This window comes from Proteus terrae subsp. cibarius, from assembly GCF_011045835.1.
GTDB classification, from domain to species: Bacteria; Pseudomonadota; Gammaproteobacteria; order Enterobacterales; family Enterobacteriaceae; genus Proteus; species Proteus cibarius.
Map to the genome: position 1 here is coordinate 2,535,552 of NZ_CP047349.1, position 21,495 is coordinate 2,557,046.

A 21,495-nucleotide genomic window follows, 5' to 3' on the forward strand; every position below is an offset into this window, starting at 1 on the left:
CGAAATGTATAAAGTTTTTTTCAAAATCCTGTGCATTGCGTTACTGGGAGCTTCGGCTCTCAGTATCTCCTTTAATGTACAGGCACAACGAGTTGTTCAATATTATCAAAATCAAACCATTACTATTCCTGACTCACCCGAAAGAGTCGCCACGAGTTGGAATGCTCAAAATGCGATACTTGCTATGCTTGGTGCTGGAGATAAAATTGTTTCCACAACCGATTTAGTCAAAACTATTCCCTTTTTTACCGAGATTGTTCCCGCTATAAAAACAGCTTCAATTTCTAGTAAAGGGAATAATGACACACTGAATATCGAAACATTAATTGTTAGCCAACCTCAAATCTTTTTTGCAACAGGAAAGCTATCTGATGCACAAATGACAGCGCTAAAAAATGCAGGGATCAGTGTTGCATTATTAAAATCAGGTTCAATGGATGCATTGTTAGAAAGAACGTTGATCACAGGTGAGATTTTAGGTTCAAGTAGTCACCAATTAGCAAACGATTATTTAGCTTACTTTCAGCGTAATGAAGCTCTTGTAAAAAGTGCGGTAAGCGAGATAAGCACTAATAAACCAATGAAGGTCTATCATGCTTTTGGTTCGCCATTAAGAACATCTGGCGCACCTTCGTTAAATCATGATTGGATAACACTTGCAGGCGGTATTAACGTTGCAGAACATTGGTTTGATAATGTGTCAAGCCGAGCTGGTGATGTTTCCTTAGAACAAGTTATTCATGTCAATCCTGATGTCATTGTCACTATGTATGCAAGAGATACTGAAATCATTAAGAATGCACCTGAATGGCAATCCATCTCTGCCGTACGTGAAGGCCGAGTTTACACAAATCCTAAAGGCCTATTTTGGTGGTGCCGTGAAACCACAGAGGAAGCCTTACAATTTTTATGGTTAGCGACTGTTTTATATCCAGAACAAACAAAGCATATTAATATCTCTAAAGAGACTCAACAATTCTATAAAACTTTTTTTAATATCACCCTCACCGATCAGCAGCTCAAACACATTCTTAAACCTCTCAAAGGCTAATTGTTACCGCCTCTTCATATTTACGATGAAGAGGCAATAATAACTCATACTACTTCTATTTTGATATTACCACTCGTTCTCTATATAGTCATTTAATGATAAATACGTAAATATTGATCCTATGTCATTTTTTTCACTAAACGGATTTAGGGCATTTATCATATTAAACGCCACTCTTTTTAAATTTATTGGTATAAAACGCATAAGGTCATAGGTTTAATAGCTTCAAAAATGTTATCAAGAGGTAAAATCGTGGTAGGTAATATAAGGGGTGATTTTATGAATAGCTTATTCTAAACAAGCACTAATTAGCTGTTTTTTTATCATACAAATAAATAAAAGAATATATTTCTCCGAGCATGAAAGTCTCGGTTCATTTACAATATAATTATTCTTTTCTTATAAAAAATAAAAATTCTCATTCCCTATAAACGTAAAATGCCCTAATAAGGGCATTGATTTCATATAAAGGCTTTATATCATCTATTAAGAAAATTCTTATTATTAATCAGCTAAACAGAAACACCTATATATAAGAATTATCTTATTCAATTTAGTTATTCTAAAATTAATTACTTTTTAATTTAAGAATATTATTAGAAGATAGAAAGAGCCTTGCTATCGAAATGAGCTGGAATATGTTGTTCATTATGCTCAGATTCTTGAGCCATTCCGCCTGTAACTTCTTCAAAGAAGCTACCTATATTAACGCCTAGTACTTCAAGTACTCTAACTAAGCAATCAATATCAATACGGTTTACACCACGCTCATAACGAAATAACTGTTGTTCACTAATATCAATCTCTTTTGCTAACTGAAATACAGTATAACCTTGAGATTTTCTTAATGACTTAATTTTTTGTCCAACTGCATAAGCGACTGGATACTTGCTACTCATAATATTGTTCTCGCTTTTCACTTTGATTGATATCTAATTTATAATGGTGTGTTCCTGCGCAATAATATGTAAAATTATATATTATCGAGAGCACCTTTTTGTTTTAATAAAATATTATTTTTAGTAGATAAGAAATATTACAATTCATAACATGACTTATCATATGTAAATAATATACTACGCATTTAAACACTTTCAACCAGTCAAAAAAAGACAGTGCAAGTACAATGATTTACTCATACTAGTTGATAATACCTAGGATAATGCTATATCTCCTTTATTTTCATACAGTTAAAATATTTTACTTATAAAATCACACTTTTTTTTTCTTAAACTTTACTCACTAATTAGAATTATCATCTAGTAAAAGCTTAATTTAAAGTGTTATTATTTGAGTTGTGCAAAAATAAATCAACTTATATCAGTCTAATTTATTTAAAATAATAAATTAACCTCATAAAGGTAACGATTTTCTTATTTTTATTAAATAGCTTAAGCAATATCAATGAAATCTGTTTTTTTTACAAACAAGCCGATATTACGCTTCCATATCAATGCGTTACATAACTTACATAAAAAAATAGATATAAATCACATTTTAAACATTTGTTAATTAATTTGTATAAGCATAAACCCTTACTCTTTCAACTAAATATATTTCAAGATCCACAATTCTTTATTACTCTAGAATAAATAAATAATAGATTTAATTACTCATTTTTTTTGAATTTTTATTAATGAATAACTTATTTTAATTTTCAATTAGATTAAAAATCTTCTTTATGAAATAGAAAAAAAGTAAGTCTTAATATAAATATTTTTGTTTTATCAGTAGGTTATTTGAAAGCTAAGCGTATTATTATAAAAACCATTCTTTTTATGACCATGTAATACTATTCTTTCTTTTTCACTCAAATACGCGCATTTGGCACATTGTAAAAATAGAGTAATAATTACATCTTAAGTTAAATTCACAAGGGAATGAACTGTTAAATATCAACTTTGGCATGATCTAATTTTGTTAAAAAAAATAAAAATTAACCTTTTTACATCCTAAGTAATTACACGTATTCCATATAAGAGTTATTCTTACGAGAAAATAAACATTAATATTTTTATATAATTTATATTCCTGCCAAATGCACAAATTTCTCCATTTTTCGTAAAAAATGAAATTAACCACTTCAGGACAAATCAATTACTGATGAAACAAGTGCTTTTTGCTTTATATCATTTACTATCCAGCTCATTATGGTGTAAAGGTTGATAAATATCAAATCTTAAACTTAGTTCGTTTTAAATCAAATAGTTATGCAAGATCTCTTACTATATCCCACCTTCAAAAAAGAAGATAAAACATCATTATATTTAACCTTTATTATTACTAGCACAATCCAATGATTTATAAAAAGTAAGAAAGATTAACTATAAAGCCCAATTTTTATCTTTTAATCTTCTGTTTTTTTCTTAAAAAATGAGTACCACATATTTATCAATGCTGACTCAAAATGTTTTAACTTGCTCATTTTATGAGAGATATTGCTCATAAGAAATGAGCAAATAATTTATCACAGTGCATCTAAGGTTATTTAATTTTATTAAAAAATTGGAAATACCTATACCTCCCCCCAAAAGGAGTAGGTTTTTCTTTTTCAATTAGAGTAATTTCTTTAATATTTTCAGATTGACATTTGAACCCCGCTCAAAAATAAATACATATTTTCTACTGAGCGCAATTCCTCATCAAAAATGATTCACTTAACAATAGAAGAACCTTTTCTTTTTTAAGTGGCTCCATTTAAATGATGAAAACATGACAGAATGTAAAAAAGTGTAATAAAAAAAATGACTTATGAGCACTCTTCACGACAAGTACAATGCAATAACAAGTTAAAACAGTCTTAGAAACTAAGAGCTCCAAGGGAATAAAATAAGTAGCTAAGTAAGGATAAAGAGATGATGCCAATACAAAGGGCTAGTAAAGTATGTCTATAGGGATATGTAGCCATAAGTGAAGCAACGAGCAACATAATAGAACAGTGCACACAGAGAAAAAGATTAAGGCTCAAAGGATGCAACTAACAGCAATAACGCAGATAGCAGGTATGAGAAACCAAATAACTATTATTAATTCTTTTAGAAAAACTCTAGGGAAGTAAATAAGAAGCGATAATGAGGATATAAAGAAGTGGTGGGCGGTATTGGGCTCGAACCAACGACCTCCTCCTTGTAAGGGAGATGCTCTACCAACTGAGCTAACCGCCCGCTTTATTATTAAATGGTGGGTCGTGGGCGATTCGAACGCCCGACCAATTGATTAAAAGTCAACTGCTCTACCGACTGAGCTAACGACCCATTTAATAATTTTGCGTAAATCTGTAAGTAGCTTTGTGAATGGTGGGTCGTGGGCGATTCGAACGCCCGACCAATTGATTAAAAGTCAACTGCTCTACCGACTGAGCTAACGACCCGTCACAATGTTCACTACTTTATGTTGTATTTTTAGGAATGGTGGGTCGTGGGCGATTCGAACGCCCGACCAATTGATTAAAAGTCAACTGCTCTACCGACTGAGCTAACGACCCATACCTAACTGTGTGATATTGCGCGAAATAACCGGATGAAGTGGTGGGCGGTATTGGGCTCGAACCAACGACCTCCTCCTTGTAAGGGAGATGCTCTACCAACTGAGCTAACCGCCCACTTCATGATGACTAAATTCTCACTACCACGCTTTAATGTAATTGGTGGGCGGTATTGGGCTCGAACCAACGACCTCCTCCTTGTAAGGGAGATGCTCTACCAACTGAGCTAACCGCCCAATTACACTAAATCATACAACTTATCACAACGAAAAAATAATGGTGGGCGGTATTGGGCTCGAACCAACGACCTCCTCCTTGTAAGGGAGATGCTCTACCAACTGAGCTAACCGCCCGTCGTGATGGGGTGCATTATAGGGATACTGCGCTATGAGTCAACGATTTTTATCAGTTTTTTATCGTGAAAACGATCGTTCGTTTTATTTTTAGTCAAGATGCTTTTTTTAGCACCATAAGTGACACAGCAATTAACCAAAGTAATCCTATAGGTAGTCTTCGTCAAACAAAAAATCATCAATTTAAAAATTTTATCTCTGTTAAAAGCTTAATGGCATTGAGGAATTAGCATCCAGTGATAAAATAAGGCAACCATTTCGTTTTTTTGATAATCACGATTACTTATCTATATATAAGTAAGACGTACAAAGGCAATCCCAATGAGTAAAATAAAAACCCGTTTTGCACCAAGTCCTACTGGCTATCTACATGTTGGTGGTGCGCGTACCGCACTTTATTCCTGGTTATATAGCCGTCACAATAAGGGCGAATTTGTACTGCGTATAGAAGATACCGACTTAGAACGTTCTACACAGCCAGCCATCGATGCAATCATGGACGGTATGAATTGGTTAAATCTGAATTGGGATGAAGGTCCTTATTATCAGACTAAACGCTTCGATCGCTATAACCAAGTGATTGATCAAATGCTATCTGCGGGTACTGCATACCGTTGCTATTGCACTAAAGAGCGTTTAGAGCAACTGCGCGAAGATCAAATGGCGAAAGGTGAAAAACCTCGTTACGATGGTTGTTGTCGTGGTGGTAACCATAATCACAGCGCTGATGAACCTCATGTTGTGCGTTTCTTAAACCCACAAGAAGGTTCTGTCATTTTTGATGACAAAATTCGTGGTCCAATTGAATTTAGTAACCAAGAGCTTGACGATCTGATTATTCGTCGTACTGATGGTTCTCCAACTTATAACTTTTGTGTTGTTATTGATGACTGGGATATGGAAATCACTCACGTTATTCGTGGTGAAGATCACATCAACAACACACCTCGCCAAATCAATATTCTCAAAGCATTAGGCGCACCTGTGCCTGAATATGCTCACGTATCAATGATTTTAGGTGATGATGGTAAAAAACTTTCTAAACGTTATAACGCGGTCAGCGTAATGCAATATCGTGATGAAGGCTATTTACCAGAAGCATTATTAAACTACTTAGTTCGTTTAGGCTGGTCTCACGGTGACCAAGAGATCTTTACTATTGATGAAATGATTGAGCATTTCACTTTAGAAGCGATTAGTAAATCCGCAAGCGCATTTAATACGGATAAACTGCTTTGGTTAAACCATCACTACATCAATACACTGCCAGCAGAGAAAGTTGCTGTTCATTTGGATTGGCATATTAAACAACAAAATATTGATACCAGTAATGGCCCATCATTAGTTGAGCTGATCAAATTATTAGGCGAACGTTGCAAAACATTAAAAGAGATGGCTGAAAGTTGCCATTACTTCTATGTTGATTTTGACACCTTTGAAGAAACAGCAGCGAAAAAACATTTACGTCCAGTTGCTCGTCAACCATTAGAAGTCGTTCGCGATAAATTATCAGCAATTACAGAGTGGACAGCTGAAAATGTTCACCAAGCAATTCAAGATACCGCTGATGAATTAGAAGTGGGTATGGGTAAAGTAGGTATGCCATTACGTGTTGCTGTAACAGGCGCAGGTCAATCTCCTGGCTTAGATGTTACCGTTCACGCTATTGGTAAAATTCGTAGCGTTGCGCGCATTAATAAAGCATTAGACTTTATTACTGAAAGAGAAAACCAAGCTTAATTTACTCGTTAATCTTGCTTATTAAGAAAGATACATTCCTAAAATAGGGAATGTATCTTTTTTTTGTACTCTTTTTCAGCAATCAATAAATAATGTGAGATTAACTGATTGACAGTATTGTGCTTGTTGCCTATTATCAAGCCCGTTCCAGTATGTTGGGGCTATAGCTCAGTTGGGAGAGCGCTTGCATGGCATGCAAGAGGTCAGCGGTTCGATCCCGCTTAGCTCCACCAATATACTTCTAGAACAATCCAATATGTGGGGTTATAGCTCAGTTGGGAGAGCGCTTGCATGGCATGCAAGAGGTCAACGGTTCGATCCCGTTTAGCTCCACCAGAATTTTAAGATCCTGAAGAGAAATCTTCGGGATTTTTTGTTTTCTACTCCCCCTCTTTATTTATTTTTATTGTGCAGTGTAACCCCCATCAATGGCATAAAATGCTCCCGTTGAGAAACTGCTTTCATCTGAAAGTAAAAATGCGACCGTTTTAGCGACTTCCTCTCTGGTTGCCATTCGTTTCATTGGATGTGTATTTGCCATCCATTCACGTACTTCATTGGGTAGCATTTGCATTTTTGGTGTATCGACATAACCAGGCCCAATTGCATTGATCCTTATTCCTTTGTCTGCAAACTCAAGTGCAGCTGAACGCGTGATCCCTAATACGGCGTGTTTAGCTGCTGTATATGCTGAAATACCTGCAATCCCCACAATGCCATTAGATGAAGAAAGATTCACAATACTCCCTCCCCCACTTTTCAATATTGCAGGTATGCCATATTTCATACCATAAAATACGCCATTAATGTCCGTATCAATAACCGCCTTCCAATCTTCAATCTCATAATCGACAATAGATGTATTATGAGGTCCTGTGATCCCTGCATTATTAACTAAGCCATGTAATGCTCCAACTTGAGCGATAATAGTTTCAATCATTTTTTCAACTTGAGAAAATGAGGTCATATCCGCCTGTAAAGCGATGACCTTTTTGCCTGTTATATCAATAGAGCGTGCTGTTTTTGTTATTTCCTCTAAATGCCGACCAGTAATGAAAACCGTTGCACCACGTTGGAATAGCAATTGTGCAATGCCTTCACCCACACCTGTACTTGCTCCTGTGACTAAAATCACTTTATCTTTAAAATAGTCCATCATTTCAACTTCACCTCTTATCAACTGCATCAAGTTTTATCGGGCAACCACAAGGTAGTTAACCTAAGTTAACTATACGCCATCTTATTTGATTAACTTTAGTTAATCAATATAAAGTTTATTCGTAATGAATCACCTGATAATATTAACTTTAGTTAACATAATTTATGAGATAGCGTATTTATGGAGAAGTGTAAATTAGAAAACGCATTGTCATTATTACAATGCACATTAGTCGCGCAACGAACTCGTTATACACCAGAACAAGTCACTTGGGGTCAATATGATATTTTAGAATTATTGCGCTTACGAGGTGACTTAACCCCTTCTCAATTAAGTGATTCATTGGCAATTTCAAGACAGAATTTATCGAAATTTATGCGGGGATTAAAATCCTTAGGATTTATTGCGCAGTATCGTTCTGAAAAAGACAAGCGTGAGCTTATTACTCATTTAACTGATGAGGGTCACGCTTTTCTGGCAAGAGCGGCGTTAGGCCGAAAACAAAATGCTGAGAAAATAAGTGAATGCTTAACGCTCGGAGAGCAAACATTATTTATTGAATTAAGTCAGAAAATCATTAATGCATTAACACCTGGTAAATCAGCTATGGATAATAATTAACATCACCGCTTTAATGGTTTTAATAGTCCTTCTAAACCTTCAATTTTAATTGCTAAGGTCATCTCCATGAGTTGACCCAGCTTACCCTCAGGAAACTCACCTTTCTTTGCAAACCACAATAGATACTCTTCAGGTAAATCAACCAGCATACGTCCTTTGTACTTGCCAAATGGCATTTGTGTGTTTGCTATATCGATAAGGTGCTGTTTCTCTAACATGTTCTCTACCACGTCGTCATTGAAGGGATAAAACCGATTATAGGATAAATTAAAGATAAAAAAAGCAGTACCCGAAGGTACTGCTTGATTTTCTGTTACTTGATTAACAAGTGACTCTATTTACATTGTTATTTTATTCACATGCTATCTGTTTTATCTTCAAAGATTAAACAAACAGACCTGCGATAGCTGCTGATAAGAAGCTAACTAATGTAGAACCGAATAGTAATTTCAGACCGAAACGAGAAACAACGTTACCTTGTACTTCGTTTAGACCTTTAATCGCACCTGCAACAATCCCGATTGAAGAGAAGTTAGCAAATGAAACTAAGAATACAGATAAGATACCTACAGAGCGCGGTGAAATTTCAGCAGCGATATCTTGTAAACTACCCATTGCAACAAATTCATTAGATACTAATTTAGTTGCCATCACACTACCAACACGTAATGCATCTTGCTCTGGTACACCAATTACCCATGCTAATGGATAGAAAACGTAACCTAAGCAATCTTGGAAGCTAATACCGAAAATCATGCTGAAAATCGCATTCACAGCAGCGATTAATGCAATGAAACCAATCAGCATTGCAGCAACGATTAATGCAACTTTGAAACCTGCTAAGATGTATTCACCTAACATTTCAAAGAAGCTTTGACCTTCATGTAGATTACCCATTTGGATCTCTTCTTCATTTTCAACAGAGTATGGGTTAATCACAGAAAGGACGATAAAGGTACTGAACATATTCAGTACTAGAGCAGCAACAACGTATTTTGGATCTAACATTGTCATGTATGCACCAACAATCGACATTGATACTGTCGACATTGCTGTTGCAGCCATGGTGTACATACGACGCTGAGACATTTTGCTTAATACATCTTTATAAGCAATAAAGTTCTCTGATTGACCAAGAACTAGTGAGCTCACTGCGTTGAATGATTCCAGTTTCCCCATACCGTTCACTTTAGAAAGCACAGTACCGATAATGCGGATCACGAAAGGTAATACTTTGATATGTTGAAGAATACCAATTAATGCAGAAATAAAGATAATTGGACATAAGACATTCAGGAAGAAGAATGCTAAACCACCTTTCATCATGCCACCGAATACGAATTCAGTACCTTGTGCGGCATAACCTAATAAGTGATCAAATAATCCAGCGAAGCCACGAACAAAGCCTTCACCAACATCAGAGTTGAGGAAGAACCATGCTAATGCGATTTCAATAACTAATAACTGCACGATATAACGCAAACGGATCCCTTTGCGATTGTTACTCGCAACGAATGCTAATGCGCCAATAACGGCGAGTGCTAAAACGAAGTGAATGATAGAGGACATGCATGCTCCAAAAATAAAAATAAATCTTGTAGAGCATTTTATGTAACGCGTAACATTAGGATGTGACTATTGTCACAATCTCATGAAACCGCATACACACTATTTATTAAATAAGATAGGTTGATCACACTTTGAAAGTTACTTAAGAAACATTAAATGTAAATTTAGCTTAAGTAAAAATGCCACTGAGAAGGTTTTCCCAGTAGCATTTATTAAATAGTAGAATGATTATTTCGATTGATCAAGTAGTCGTATCATTTCATCTTCATCGATAATGGCTATCCCCAATTCGTTAGCTTTCACTAACTTAGAGCCAGCAGCTTCACCTGCAATTACCATATCTGTTTTTTTAGAAACACTTCCGCTCACTTTTGCGCCTAATGCAGCTAATCTGTCTTTTGCTTCATCACGCGTTAATTGTGAAAGTGATCCAGTTAACACAACAGTTTTGCCCGCAAATGGATTATCACCTGCTTCATGAGCCACAATAACAGGCGCTTGCCATGTAATACCGGCATCATTGATCAATTGTTCAATAACCGTTCTATTGTGTTCTTCTTGGAAGAAATTAACGACATGTTTAGCCACAACATCGCCCACATCAGGAACGGATTTTAGTGCTTCAACATCTGCATTTCGTAATGCATCAAGTGTTGAGAAATGTGTTGTTAATCCACTTGCTGTTGCTTCACCAACTTCTCGAATACCCAGTGCATAAATAAAACGTGCAAATGTCGTTGATTTAGCCTTATCTAAAGCCGTGATCAATTTTTTAGCTGATTTTTCACCCATTCGCTCTAAACCAGACAGGATTTTTTCATCTAAACGGAAGAGATCAGCAGGTGTTTTGACATATTCCTTCTCAACCAGTTGGTCGATAATTTTATCACCCATTCCATCCACATCCATGGCTCGACGTGAAACAAAATGTTTAAGTGCTTCTTTACGTTGCGCGCCACAAATTAAACCACCAGTACAACGTGCAACAGCTTCACCTTCAATGCGCTCAACATCAGAATCACAAATAGGACAATGTGTCGGAAAGATAATTTCTTGAGCATCATCAGGACGTTTTTCTTCAATCACACTGACAACCTGAGGAATAACATCACCAGCTCGGCGAATAACCACGGTATCGCCAATGCGTATCCCTAAGCGTTCAATTTCATCAGCATTGTGTAACGTTGCGTTACTCACAACCACACCCGCTACTTGAACAGGCTCTAAACGTGCGACAGGTGTAATTGCACCAGTACGCCCTACTTGGAATTCAACATCTTTGATAATCGTCATTTGCTCTTGAGCTTGGAATTTATAAGCAATAGCCCAACGTGGTGCTCTTGATACAAAACCCAGTTCTTCTTGCAGTGCAATATCATCAACTTTGATAACAACACCATCAATATCAAAACCTAAATTAGGGCGAATTTCTTCTACATGGTGATAAAAATCGAGGACTGCTTTGCTACCTGAGCAAAGTTTTACAGCATCGCTAACGGGTAATCCCCATTTTTTAAATTGTTGTAGGCGCTCATAGTGGCTTGTTGGTAATTCACCACCTTCTAGTACACCAACGCCATAACAGAAAAAGGTTAATGGACGTTTTGCTGTAATACGAGGATCGAGCTGTCTTAATGAGCCAGCTGCGGCATTACGAGGGTTAGCAAAAACTTTTCCACCAGTACGTCGCGCTTCCTCGTTTAAATATTCAAAGCCTTTTTCATTCATAAAGACTTCGCCACGAATTTCAATGCGAGCAGGGATATCTTCGCCATATAAACGTAGTGGAATGGCCTTAATTGTTCTCACATTCTCAGTGATATTTTCCCCTGTTGTACCGTCACCTCGCGTTGCAGCTTGTACTAATACTCCATTTTCATAAAGCAAACTCACCGCTAATCCATCTAATTTTAATTCACAACAGAAAGTGATCTCTTCACTATTTTTTAAACGATCACGTAAACGCTTATCAAAAGCTAGATAGCTTGTTTCATCAAAAGCATTATCTAAAGAGAGCATCGGAATTTCATGTCTCACTTGCTCAAATGCTGTCAGAGGTAAGGCGCCGACCCGCTGTGTTGGCGAATCAGAAGTAATTAATTCAGGGTGTTCAGCTTCTAATGCTTTTAGCTCATTCATTAAGCGATCGTATTCAGCATCAGGTATTTCAGGTGCGTCCATGACATGATAGAGATATTCATGGTGACGTAGAGTAACGCGAAGTTTATCAATTTTTTGTTGAGTGTTTTTATTCATGATTATCACCAAAGAAGAAAAACCCCCGCAAGCGGGGGCTTTTTACAGACAAAAGCTATTGATTTAAATCCAGCGTCCTGCGGATCCTAGATTTATAAAGCTCAATTTTTTGTGGCGTTAAGAGTTTACGTTCATCATCCAGCACAACACCACCTACATCAGATGCGATACGTTGCGCCGTAAGCAACATCAACTTAAAGTTTTGGTTAGCATCACCATAAGATGGCACCATCATAAACATCGATACACCTGGTGTCGTTAATTCAGCCATCGTATCAATATTAAATGTTCCCGGTTTCACCATATTCGCTAAACTAAACAAAACAGGACCATTCGCTGTTGGATTAAGATGACGATGGAAAATATTCATTTCGCCAAACTGGAATCCTGCTTGAATGATACTTTGCATCAATACTTCACCATCTAGCATTTGACCATGATGTGCACTTACGTTTAAAACAATAACCAGCTCTTTCTCTGCTTCTGTTGCTTGTGGAGCAGATTCAGCTATCGGTTCTTCAGCCAGAGCATGATGTGAAGCCTCAGTTTCAACAGGAGTCACATGAGCCGTTGTCTCTGAAATTGACGGCTCAAAACTCGCAGATGGGCTCACTGTATTAACGTGTGATTTTATTTCACTCGCAACATTAACCACTGGTTCTTGTTTTGGCTCATCCCTAACAATTGGTACAGACTCTTTTTCAATGACATCAAAAACACCAAGACTAGGCTCTTGCTGTAATGAAGTATCGTGAGAGCTCCCTTTAGTTTGGGTTTCAGACATTAATGGATCTCTATCTGCCACTGAAATTTCAGGTTCATGTAGAGGCTCCGATTTTATCGGTGGCTCACTCTCCCGCTTTTCAGTAGAGGATAAAGTTGATGTCTGATGACTAGCCTCAGCATATTGTGGTTCGTCATCGTTCTCATCTGACTGATAATTCTGTTTCTGACGTTTTACTGGGCGATTACGGAAAAGCTTAGAACGCTCTTTTCGACCAATCCATAAGCCGTGTAATAACAAAGCTATGATTAAAATCGCACCAACAACGATTAATATCAGACGCAAATTTTGCTGCATCATTTCTATCTCTGTTGTCTTGAGGTTTAATAGCCACGTTGGCAAATATTACTTTTTACTAAGAGTATTTGCCAATGCTCATAAGTGCAAGCCAATACTTAATTTTCTTGTCACAAAGATACACACATCAATCTCTTATGCGCATTTTTTAGACAATTCATGACTAGTAAGGCTGATTATCTCCCTATATGATACTAGCTTGCCCTCATTGGAGAGAATAGGAAGTATGACAAATTTGACAGAAACGAATAAAAATTTAAATGGATTTCATTATTTTGCTCTTGGTTGGCGTTTAATTACACGCAAAGGGCTAAAACGTTTTGTTATCTTACCCCTACTTGCCAATATTATTATTCTCGGAAGCGCCTTTTGGTGGTTATATGGTCAAATAGGTGGCATGGTCAATTGGATGATGGAAAAAGTCCCGGATTGGCTACAGTGGTTGAGTTATTTAATCTGGCCATTATCCGTTATTTTTATTTTATTGGTGTTTACTTATTTCTTTAGTACTTTAGCCAATATTATTGCTTCTCCGTTTAATGGATTATTGGCTGAAAAGTTAGAAGGTCAAATAACCGGCATAGCACCACCAGATACAGGTGTTGCAGGTATATTGAAGGATGTTCCTCGTATTTTAAAACGTGAGCTAACTAAAATAGCTTATTATTTGCCTCGTGCTATTGTCTTGTTATTGCTCTATTTTATTCCTGCTATAGGACAAACTGTTGCCCCTATTTTATGGTTTGCTTTTGGTGCTTGGATGATGGCAATCCAATATAATGACTTCCCATTTGATAACCATAAAATTTCATTTGCAGCGATGAAATCTTCGCTGAAACAAGACAAATGGAATAATCTTCAATTTGGTATGGTTATTAATATTTTTACTATGATCCCTATTCTAAATTTAGTCATCATGCCGGTTGCAATTTGTGGAGCAACCGCAATGTGGTGCGATCGTTATCGTAAACAGCATGTACAAAATGGACAGTGGTAGATTTAATTTAACGACTTATCGATAAATGAGAAAAACCCCGTTTTATTAAGACGGGGTTTTATTTTATCATTTTTGTCTAAATCGTAGTTTGGTTTATTGAGTTATTGAGTGCATTACTCAATTAATGAGCGAATATAATCTTTCGTTTCTTCCTTATCCATCGGCTCACGCTCATTAATACCCATTTCAAAAATATTTAATGCACCATCTAATTTTTCCATAATCTCTTCATCATCTCGAATACAGAAAATATAAGCATTTTCAAATGGTGTGAGATCCACTAATCGTAACCCTTTCTCTGTCAAAAAGTGGTTAATATATTCAAGATAAGGTAATTCATAAGGCAACATATAAGGGTCTACACTCACCTCATCCCAATCAATATTTTCAACTTGAGATAAAATCAATGCACTTGGTGATTCAGGAAAAGAAATATGCTCTAACGATTTTAGATCAGGAATATCACCAAAATATTCTGTCCACTCCACATAGTCCATTAATCCTTGAGCTGAGAGTGATTCATATAACCAATTAAGGACATCTTCTTGAGCATCAGACTCGGGTAAATTTTCACGTAAAACTTGCGCATCTAATTCAGGCACAGCGAGCTCAAGTGCGCTAATCAACTCTTCAATGGTTTCCATTATGACCCCTGTATTTGCAATAAATGTAGTTAAAAATAGATTATCAGCCATCAATATACTGTACATCTCTTGGTTTATTAATTTGTGAATCGTCTCACTGACTCTTGATTAGAACCTTTTGGAATAAAAAGATGAAAAAGTTATAAGTATATTCATAAAGCTTATTTCCATCTTTAGCTTGATGGCGTATGGTAATTTCATCTGACCTTATAAAAATCATGTACCGAGGATAAAAATGAGCAAGATTTTCGAAGACAACTCGCAAACTATTGGACACACTCCCTTAATTCGCTTAAAGCATTTCGGAAATGGTAACATTCTGGCTAAAGTGGAATCTCGTAACCCAAGCTTCAGTGTAAAATGCCGTATCGGTGCCAACATGATTTGGGATGCAGAAAAGAAAGGTATTCTCAAAGAAGGCGTTGAGCTTGTAGAGCCTACCAGTGGTAATACTGGGATTGCTCTTGCTTACGTTGCAGCTGCTCGTGGCTACAAATTAACACTGACCATGCCTGATACCATGAGTGTAGAACGTCGTAAATTACTCAAGGCATTGGGTGCTAATTTAGTGCTGACTGAAGGTGCTAAAGGCATGAAAGGTGCCATTGATAAAGCCAATGAAATTCGCGAGAGCGATCCTAAGCGTTACCTTTTACTACAACAATTTAGCAACCCAGCTAATCCTGAAATCCATGAAAAAACCACAGGCCCAGAGATCTGGAATGATACAGATGGTGAAGTAGCTGCTGTTATTGCTGGCGTCGGCACGGGTGGTACAATTACGGGTATTGGTCGCTATTTGAAAAAGACTCAAGGTAAAGCGGTGACAATGGTTGCGGTTGAACCTACAGGCTCCCCTGTTATTACACAAGCCTTAGCAGGTGAAGAAATTAAACCAGGCCCACATAAAATCCAAGGTATTGGTGCTGGTTTTATTCCTGAAAACCTAGATTTATCGTTACTGGATCGTGTTATTCAAATCACTAACGAAGAAGCCTTTGATACCGCTCGTGAACTAATGACTAAAGAAGGTATTCTCGCTGGTATTTCTTCTGGTGCAGCGATTGCTGCAGCAGTAAAACTCGCAAAAGAACCAGAATTTGCAAACAAAGAAATCGTGGTTATTTTACCTTCATCAGGTGAGCGTTATTTAAGCACCCCACTTTTTGCTGACATTTCTGACAGCTAAATCGCGTCATCTCAATTGTAAAATATTTATTAAAAAAGCACCTAAATGGTGCTTTTTTTGTGGTAGAGATCAAAGTTTGTCATCCAGACAGGTGATTTATTTCTTCGAGTTTAGTATTTAATCAATTAATTATTTCGAAGGTCGAAATTAATCAGAAAATAACCGAGATGACAAAAATAAACTCTTTTATCTTTCTGAACACTATTTTTATCAGATGACGCTTTACGACTTAATATTATCTGATATTGCTACGCAAAGCAGGACAAATTCATCTACACTTACTAAGTCCTGACTTAATGTGAACAATTGAGTTATAAAAGGAAAAAATCCTATGTACCAGCAAGAAGTTACTATTACAGCACCAAACGGCTTACATACTCGTCCTGCGGCACAATTTGTAAAAGAAGCCAAAACATTCTCTTCTGATATCACGCTTATCTCTAGCGGTAAATCTGCCAGCGCTAAGAGCCTTTTCAAATTACAAACTTTAGGCTTAACCCAAGGTACTGTAGTGACTATCTCTGCTGAAGGCGAAGATGAAAAACAAGCTGTTGAAGCGTTAGTAAAATTAATGGCGGAATTAGAGTAATTCGCGATTAAGCGTTAACACAGTACTTATTCCCCTGAAACTATTCAGGGGAGTTAATAATCTCAATGATGATTTTAAAACAACAGTATTTTGCAATCCTATTCTTTTAAGATTATCACCAGCAAGTCGTAGGATAAATTATGATTTCAGGAATTTTAGCATCACCCGGTATCGCTTTTGGTCAAACCCTTCTCCTCAAAGAAGAACCTATCATCATTAGCCAACGTAAGATCCAAAGTGATGAGATTGAGAATCAAATCGAACGCTTTAAAGACGGCCGTAACAAATCTGCACAACAACTAGAAATCATTAAAGAGCGTGCAGAAAAGAACCTTGGTGCGGATAAAGCCGAAATCTTTGAAGGTCATATCATGCTGCTAGAAGATGAAGAGTTAGAACAAGAAATTGTTACTCTCATCAAAAGCGACAAAAAAACCGCTGAAGCTGCAGTTCAATCTGTTATTGAAGATCAAGCAACTGCATTAGAAGCATTAGACGATGAATACCTAAAAGAACGTGCTGCCGACGTTCGCGATATTGGTAAACGCTTAATGCGCAATATCTTAGATATGCCAATTATCGATTTAAGCGCTATCTCAGAAAAAGTGATTTTAGTTGCAACTGACCTTACCCCTTCTGAAACTGCACAATTAAGCTTAGACAACGTATTAGGTTTTATCACTGACTTGGGCGGTAGAACCTCTCACACCTCTATCATGGCTCGTTCATTAGAAATTCCAGCGATTGTGGGAACATCTAATGCGACAGAAACTATCAAAAAAGACGATTATCTTGTTCTTGATGCGATTAATAACAAAATCATTATTAATCCATCAGATGAGGAACTAGAAACATTAAAAGCTATCAAAGAAGAGTACCTGCACGAAAAAGAAGAATTAGCAAAACTCAAAGATTTACCTGCTATTACACTTGATGGGCATCAAGTCGAAGTTTGCGCTAATATTGGTACAGTTCGAGATGTTGCTGGTGCTGAACGTAACGGTGCTGAAGGTGTTGGTCTGTATCGTACCGAATTCTTATTTATGGATAGAGACTCTTTACCAACAGAAGATGAGCAATTCCAAGCCTATAAAGCGGTAGCAGAAGCTGTTGGAAGTCCTGCGGTCATTATTCGTACTATGGATATTGGCGGTGATAAAGACTTACCTTACATGAACCTACCAAAAGAAGAGAATCCATTCTTAGGTTGGCGTGCAATTCGTATTTGTCTTGACCGTAAAGAGATCCTTCATTCGCAATTACGTGCTATCTTAAGAGCATCTGCTTTTGGTAAACTACGCATTATGTTTCCAATGATTATCTCTGTTGAAGAGATCCGAGCATTGAAAGCAGAACTTGAAATACTGAAAAGCCAGCTTCGTGAAGAAAATAAAGCTTTTGATGAATCTATTGAAGTCGGTGTGATGGTAGAAACCCCAGCCGCAGCAGTAATGGCTCGTCATATGGCAAAAGAAGTTGACTTTTTTAGTATTGGGACTAACGATCTAACACAATATACTCTGGCTGTAGACCGTGGAAATGAGCTGATATCTCATCTATATAATCCAATGTCACCTGCAGTACTCAACCTGATAAAACAGGTGATTGATGCATCACATGCAGAAGGTAAATGGACTGGAATGTGTGGTGAACTTGCTGGAGATGAACGAGCAACATTGCTCCTTCTCGGCATGGGATTAGATGAGTTTAGTATGAGTGCTATTTCAATTCCTCGCATCAAGAAAGTGATCCGTAATGCGAATTACGATGATGCTAAAGCACTGGCAGAACAAGCACTTGCTCAGCCAACTGCAAAAGAATTGATGGACTTAGTAGAAACTTTTACTAAAGAAAAGACACTGTGCTAATCACATTAGCCAGAGCCCGGTCCCAACTACAATAATTAGGAGAAGATTCATGGGTCTGTTTGATAAATTAAAATCACTGGTTTCAGAGGAAAAGAAAGGCAGTGGCACGATTGATATTGTTGCACCACTTTCTGGTGAAATCGTCAATATCGAAGATGTTCCTGATGTTGTTTTCGCTGAAAAAATCGTAGGTGACGGTATTGCTATCAAACCTGCTGGTAATAAAATTGTTGCGCCAGTCGATGGTACTATCGGTAAAATTTTCGAGACTAACCATGCTTTCTCTATTGAGTCTGACAACGGTATCGAGTTATTTGTCCACTTCGGTATCGACACTGTTGAACTGAAAGGTGAAGGGTTTAAACGTATCGCTGAAGAAGGTCAGCAAGTAAAAGTCGGTGATACTATTTTAGAATTTGACTTGGCTGTTTTAGAAGAAAAAGCAAAATCAGTTCTAACGCCAGTTGTTATCTCTAATATGGATGAAATCCAAGGTTTAACCAAAATGACAGGCCCAGTTACTGTTGGTGAAACCGTTATTATTCAGATTAAAAAATAATCTTCTGTGAAGTTCTCTACTTAAACCGCCACCCATATGTGGCGGTTTTTTTATATTCAAAAAACCAAGACTAAAAATTCTCTAAATAATTCAAGATGTAGCTAGGCGACAAAGTATGTGACTAGTGCGAATGAGCGCAGTCAACAACGCTACAACATGAATTATGACGAGTAAACGCCTGTCGACAAATAACGATCCCCTCTATCACAAACAATCGCAACAATCACTGCGCCAGGATTCTCTCTTGCAACGCGCAGAGCGCCAGCAACAGCTCCTCCAGAGCTTACTCCACAGAAGATACCCTCTAGTCTGGCTAAAAGGCGCATTGTGGATTCTGCTTCTGTTTGTGACATATCTATCACACTATCCACCAGCTCTTTTTTAAAGATGCCAGGCAAATAAGCCGGTGACCAACGGCGAATACCTGGGATCTGACTTTTTTCCTCAGGTTGAAGACCTATAATTTGCACGTTGTCAGATTGTGTTTTTAAGTAACTACCCACACCAGTGATCGTCCCCGTTGTTCCCATACTCGAAACAAAATGCGTAATACGACCTTGTGTTTGTTGCCAAATTTCAGGGCCAGTGGACATAAAATGCGCTCTTGGATTATCTGGGTTATTAAATTGGTCTAATACCTTACCCTCACCTCGTTGTTCCATCTGTTGTGCGAGATCTCGTGCACCTTCCATACCGACTTCACGACTCACTAAAATCAACTCTGCGCCATAAGCTTGCATTGATGCTTGACGCTCTTTACTCATATTTTCAGGCATTAACAGCTTTAAACGGTAACCTTTTACCGCTGCAATCATCGCCAAGGCAATACCTGTATTACCACTGGTTGCTTCAATCAGCGTATCACCCGGTTTTATCTCACCGCGTAATTCCGCTTGTTCAATCATCGATAATGCAGCTCTGTCTTTTACTGAACCTGCGGGATTATTGCCTTCAAGCTTAACCCAGATTTCAGCGTCTACCTCTTGTGTAAGTCGTTGTAGTTTCACTAATGGTGTATTACCAATAAATTGTTCTAACCCTGCCACAATAAGTTCCTGCTCATTTGTTTGTCTGTATTAATGAAGAAATCACATTTAACTTATTAACGCAATAATATTAACGTGATTCGACAAGTCTCTTTATTTTCATAGAAACTAAAACACCCATGCCAAAAATAAGCATGGGTGAAAAATTGCGAAATGAAATGATAGATTAATAATAAAATTAAGCGGTATAGGCTAACGACACCGTATTCAAGGGAGTATCCCCCGTATATAAACGGGCTTGAGCACCTCCCATATAATAGGTATTTCCTTTTGTTGGCGCCGAAGAAATATCATTCCAAACCGCAGTAATCGGTACTTCACTCCATCCTAATGGCTGTAAAATCAACTGCCAATAATGCCCTTTTGGTGATACCTCAATAACCTTAACAGGCAATCGGCAAACACTGTTGGCATGTACACTTAATGCTATTTCCCAAGGACGTAAAAACACATCAACCGAACCTTGATAAAGTGGTGTCACTGATAACGGCAAGTGATATCCGCCAATCTGCAATTGAGCACCATTAATTTCGCCTTGTAGATGATTCACATCACCTAAAAATTCTAAAACAAAGCGACTTTTTGGTGATTGCCATACTTCTTGTGGTGTACCTACTTGCTCTATTTTGCCATTCCCCATAATCACAATACGATCAGCCACTTCCATCGCTTCTTGTTGATCATGAGTAACAAAGACACTGGTAAATTTAAGCTCTTCATGGAGTTCTCGTAACCAACGGCGTAATTCCGTTCTTACTTTGGCATCTAAAGCGCCAAAAGGCTCATCGAGCAATAAGATTTGAGGTTCAACAGCCAAAGCTCTTGCTAAAGCGACACGCTGTTTTTGCCCGCCAGATAATTGTGCTGGATAACGTTGCGCTAAATGAGGCAATTGGATCATCTCTAACAACTGTTGCACTTTTTTATGGATAGCTTCTTTGTTAGGACGCTCTCGTCGAGGCAATACCGTTAGACCAAAAGCGATATTCTCAAATACAGTCATATGGCGAAACAGCGCATAGTGCTGAAAAACAAAACCAACTTTGCGATCTCGAGCATGTAAGCGACTAACATCTTGCCCCTCAAAACAAATACTTCCTTGGGTTTGATGTTCAAGGCCTGCAATAATACGCAAAAGCGTTGTTTTACCTGATCCTGAAGGCCCTAACAGCGCCACCATTTCACCTGAAGCCACATCAAGGTTGACATCATGCAACACTTCAGTGCGATCAAAATATTTTGTGACACTATTAATTTCAATACTCATATTTTGCCTCTACTTTGTGTAA

The 21,495-nt window shown here is 37.4% G+C and carries 17 protein-coding genes and 9 tRNA genes; 10 read left to right on the forward strand and 16 right to left on the reverse strand.

Going from position 1 to position 21,495, the window contains the following annotated elements; all coding sequences use genetic code 11:
• Positions 1-4 precede the first annotated feature (4 nt).
• Positions 5-1,051: an ABC transporter substrate-binding protein gene (locus GTH25_RS11855; protein WP_164530590.1), complete on the forward strand. Its 1,047-nt coding sequence runs from the start codon at positions 5-7 to the stop codon at positions 1,049-1,051.
• 596 nt (positions 1,052-1,647) lie between these two features.
• Here GTH25_RS11855 and GTH25_RS11860 read toward each other — a convergent pair.
• From GTH25_RS11860 to GTH25_RS11895, 8 genes are all read right to left on the reverse strand, one after another.
• Positions 1,648-1,950, reverse strand: a complete 303-nt coding sequence (locus tag GTH25_RS11860; protein WP_075670534.1) for a helix-turn-helix domain-containing protein — start codon at positions 1,948-1,950, stop codon at positions 1,648-1,650.
• A gap of 2,189 nt (positions 1,951-4,139) precedes the next feature.
• A tRNA-Val gene (locus tag GTH25_RS11865) sits at positions 4,140-4,215 on the reverse strand.
• 14 nt (positions 4,216-4,229) lie between these two features.
• Positions 4,230-4,305: transfer RNA gene (locus GTH25_RS11870), tRNA-Lys, on the reverse strand.
• Between the two features lie 40 nt (positions 4,306-4,345).
• Positions 4,346-4,421 (reverse strand) — tRNA-Lys (locus GTH25_RS11875).
• Between the two features lie 38 nt (positions 4,422-4,459).
• Positions 4,460-4,535: transfer RNA gene (locus GTH25_RS11880), tRNA-Lys, on the reverse strand.
• A 41-nt stretch (positions 4,536-4,576) separates the two neighbouring features.
• Positions 4,577-4,652 (reverse strand) — tRNA-Val (locus GTH25_RS11885).
• Positions 4,653-4,695: 43 nt separating this feature from the next.
• Positions 4,696-4,771: transfer RNA gene (locus GTH25_RS11890), tRNA-Val, on the reverse strand.
• A 41-nt stretch (positions 4,772-4,812) separates the two neighbouring features.
• Positions 4,813-4,888: transfer RNA gene (locus GTH25_RS11895), tRNA-Val, on the reverse strand.
• Positions 4,889-5,209: 321 nt separating this feature from the next.
• Between GTH25_RS11895 and gltX the strand changes: the two genes are divergently transcribed.
• The 3 genes from gltX (at position 5,210) to GTH25_RS11910 (ending at position 6,964) form a co-directional block, all read left to right on the forward strand.
• Entirely contained in the window at positions 5,210-6,628 is a 1,419-nt protein-coding gene (gltX, locus tag GTH25_RS11900; protein ID WP_164530591.1) for a glutamate--tRNA ligase, read from the forward strand.
• Positions 6,629-6,785: 157 nt separating this feature from the next.
• Positions 6,786-6,861: transfer RNA gene (locus GTH25_RS11905), tRNA-Ala, on the forward strand.
• Positions 6,862-6,888: 27 nt separating this feature from the next.
• Positions 6,889-6,964: transfer RNA gene (locus GTH25_RS11910), tRNA-Ala, on the forward strand.
• 67 nt (positions 6,965-7,031) lie between these two features.
• Here the strand turns inward: GTH25_RS11910 and GTH25_RS11915 are convergent.
• Entirely contained in the window at positions 7,032-7,784 is a 753-nt protein-coding gene (locus GTH25_RS11915) for an SDR family NAD(P)-dependent oxidoreductase (protein WP_075670694.1), read from the reverse strand.
• 183 nt (positions 7,785-7,967) lie between these two features.
• On the opposite strand from GTH25_RS11915, the gene GTH25_RS11920 reads away from it, so the two are divergent.
• Positions 7,968-8,408, forward strand: coding sequence for a MarR family winged helix-turn-helix transcriptional regulator (locus tag GTH25_RS11920; RefSeq protein ID WP_075670530.1), 441 nt, complete (start codon positions 7,968-7,970; stop codon positions 8,406-8,408).
• A gap of 2 nt (positions 8,409-8,410) precedes the next feature.
• Here the strand turns inward: GTH25_RS11920 and GTH25_RS11925 are convergent, their stop codons facing one another.
• The 4 genes from GTH25_RS11925 to zipA all read right to left on the reverse strand — a co-directional run bounded on the left by GTH25_RS11925 (position 8,411) and on the right by zipA (position 13,317).
• Positions 8,411-8,626 carry a DUF3820 family protein gene (locus tag GTH25_RS11925; RefSeq protein WP_023581656.1) on the reverse strand — a complete coding sequence of 72 codons (216 nt, stop codon included), beginning with the start codon at positions 8,624-8,626 and terminating at the stop codon, positions 8,411-8,413.
• A gap of 166 nt (positions 8,627-8,792) precedes the next feature.
• Positions 8,793-9,977, reverse strand: a complete 1,185-nt coding sequence (locus tag GTH25_RS11930) for a NupC/NupG family nucleoside CNT transporter (protein ID WP_075670528.1) — start codon at positions 9,975-9,977, stop codon at positions 8,793-8,795.
• 228 nt (positions 9,978-10,205) lie between these two features.
• Complete coding sequence (gene ligA, locus GTH25_RS11935; protein ID WP_164530592.1) at positions 10,206-12,233, reverse strand: NAD-dependent DNA ligase LigA; 2,028 nt, start codon at positions 12,231-12,233, stop codon at positions 10,206-10,208.
• Between the two features lie 55 nt (positions 12,234-12,288).
• Entirely contained in the window at positions 12,289-13,317 is a 1,029-nt protein-coding gene (zipA, locus tag GTH25_RS11940) for a cell division protein ZipA (RefSeq protein WP_156733746.1), read from the reverse strand.
• A 223-nt stretch (positions 13,318-13,540) separates the two neighbouring features.
• Between zipA and cysZ the strand changes: the two genes are divergently transcribed.
• A complete protein-coding gene (gene cysZ, locus GTH25_RS11945) occupies positions 13,541-14,311 on the forward strand; it encodes a sulfate transporter CysZ (protein ID WP_075670522.1) in 771 nt (256 codons plus the stop codon).
• Positions 14,312-14,424: 113 nt separating this feature from the next.
• Here cysZ and GTH25_RS11950 read toward each other — a convergent pair whose 3' ends face one another.
• Positions 14,425-14,955 carry a hypothetical protein gene (locus GTH25_RS11950; protein WP_075670520.1) on the reverse strand — a complete coding sequence of 177 codons (531 nt, stop codon included), beginning with the start codon at positions 14,953-14,955 and terminating at the stop codon, positions 14,425-14,427.
• Between the two features lie 235 nt (positions 14,956-15,190).
• Between GTH25_RS11950 and cysK the strand changes: the two genes are divergently transcribed.
• The 4 genes from cysK to crr all read left to right on the forward strand — a co-directional run bounded on the left by cysK (position 15,191) and on the right by crr (position 19,160).
• Positions 15,191-16,144: a cysteine synthase A gene (gene cysK, locus GTH25_RS11955; RefSeq protein WP_075670518.1), complete on the forward strand. Its 954-nt coding sequence runs from the start codon at positions 15,191-15,193 to the stop codon at positions 16,142-16,144.
• 331 nt (positions 16,145-16,475) lie between these two features.
• The gene (ptsH, locus tag GTH25_RS11960) at positions 16,476-16,733 is read left to right on the forward strand and encodes a phosphocarrier protein Hpr (protein WP_006533407.1); all 258 of its coding nucleotides are present in this window, start codon (positions 16,476-16,478) and stop codon (positions 16,731-16,733) included.
• Between the two features lie 140 nt (positions 16,734-16,873).
• On the forward strand, positions 16,874-18,601 hold the full coding sequence (gene ptsI, locus GTH25_RS11965; RefSeq protein WP_075670516.1) for a phosphoenolpyruvate-protein phosphotransferase PtsI: 1,728 nt from the start codon (positions 16,874-16,876) through the stop codon (positions 18,599-18,601).
• Between the two features lie 49 nt (positions 18,602-18,650).
• Positions 18,651-19,160: a PTS glucose transporter subunit IIA gene (crr, locus tag GTH25_RS11970; protein WP_036935451.1), complete on the forward strand. Its 510-nt coding sequence runs from the start codon at positions 18,651-18,653 to the stop codon at positions 19,158-19,160.
• Between the two features lie 161 nt (positions 19,161-19,321).
• On the opposite strand, the gene cysM is transcribed toward crr, so the two are convergent.
• On the reverse strand, positions 19,322-20,206 hold the full coding sequence (gene cysM, locus GTH25_RS11975) for a cysteine synthase CysM (RefSeq protein ID WP_075670514.1): 885 nt from the start codon (positions 20,204-20,206) through the stop codon (positions 19,322-19,324).
• Between the two features lie 178 nt (positions 20,207-20,384).
• Positions 20,385-21,473 carry a sulfate/thiosulfate ABC transporter ATP-binding protein CysA gene (gene cysA, locus GTH25_RS11980; RefSeq protein ID WP_075670512.1) on the reverse strand — a complete coding sequence of 363 codons (1,089 nt, stop codon included), beginning with the start codon at positions 21,471-21,473 and terminating at the stop codon, positions 20,385-20,387.
• Between the last annotated feature and the right edge of the window lie 22 nt (positions 21,474-21,495).

Coding starts and splice junctions, on each gene's coding strand:
- GTH25_RS11855 (WP_164530590.1), top strand. CDS start 5: ATGTATAAAGTTTTTTTCAAAATCCTGTGCATTGCGTTACTGGGAGCT.
- GTH25_RS11860 (WP_075670534.1), bottom strand. CDS start 1,950: ATGAGTAGCAAGTATCCAGTCGCTTATGCAGTTGGACAAAAAATTAAG.
- gltX (WP_164530591.1), top strand. CDS start 5,210: ATGAGTAAAATAAAAACCCGTTTTGCACCAAGTCCTACTGGCTATCTA.
- GTH25_RS11915 (WP_075670694.1), bottom strand. CDS start 7,784: ATGGACTATTTTAAAGATAAAGTGATTTTAGTCACAGGAGCAAGTACA.
- GTH25_RS11920 (WP_075670530.1), top strand. CDS start 7,968: ATGGAGAAGTGTAAATTAGAAAACGCATTGTCATTATTACAATGCACA.
- GTH25_RS11925 (WP_023581656.1), bottom strand. CDS start 8,626: ATGTTAGAGAAACAGCACCTTATCGATATAGCAAACACACAAATGCCA.
- GTH25_RS11930 (WP_075670528.1), bottom strand. CDS start 9,977: ATGTCCTCTATCATTCACTTCGTTTTAGCACTCGCCGTTATTGGCGCA.
- ligA (WP_164530592.1), bottom strand. CDS start 12,233: ATGAATAAAAACACTCAACAAAAAATTGATAAACTTCGCGTTACTCTA.
- zipA (WP_156733746.1), bottom strand. CDS start 13,317: ATGATGCAGCAAAATTTGCGTCTGATATTAATCGTTGTTGGTGCGATT.
- cysZ (WP_075670522.1), top strand. CDS start 13,541: ATGACAAATTTGACAGAAACGAATAAAAATTTAAATGGATTTCATTAT.
- GTH25_RS11950 (WP_075670520.1), bottom strand. CDS start 14,955: ATGGAAACCATTGAAGAGTTGATTAGCGCACTTGAGCTCGCTGTGCCT.
- cysK (WP_075670518.1), top strand. CDS start 15,191: ATGAGCAAGATTTTCGAAGACAACTCGCAAACTATTGGACACACTCCC.
- ptsH (WP_006533407.1), top strand. CDS start 16,476: ATGTACCAGCAAGAAGTTACTATTACAGCACCAAACGGCTTACATACT.
- ptsI (WP_075670516.1), top strand. CDS start 16,874: ATGATTTCAGGAATTTTAGCATCACCCGGTATCGCTTTTGGTCAAACC.
- crr (WP_036935451.1), top strand. CDS start 18,651: ATGGGTCTGTTTGATAAATTAAAATCACTGGTTTCAGAGGAAAAGAAA.
- cysA (WP_075670512.1), bottom strand. CDS start 21,473: ATGAGTATTGAAATTAATAGTGTCACAAAATATTTTGATCGCACTGAA.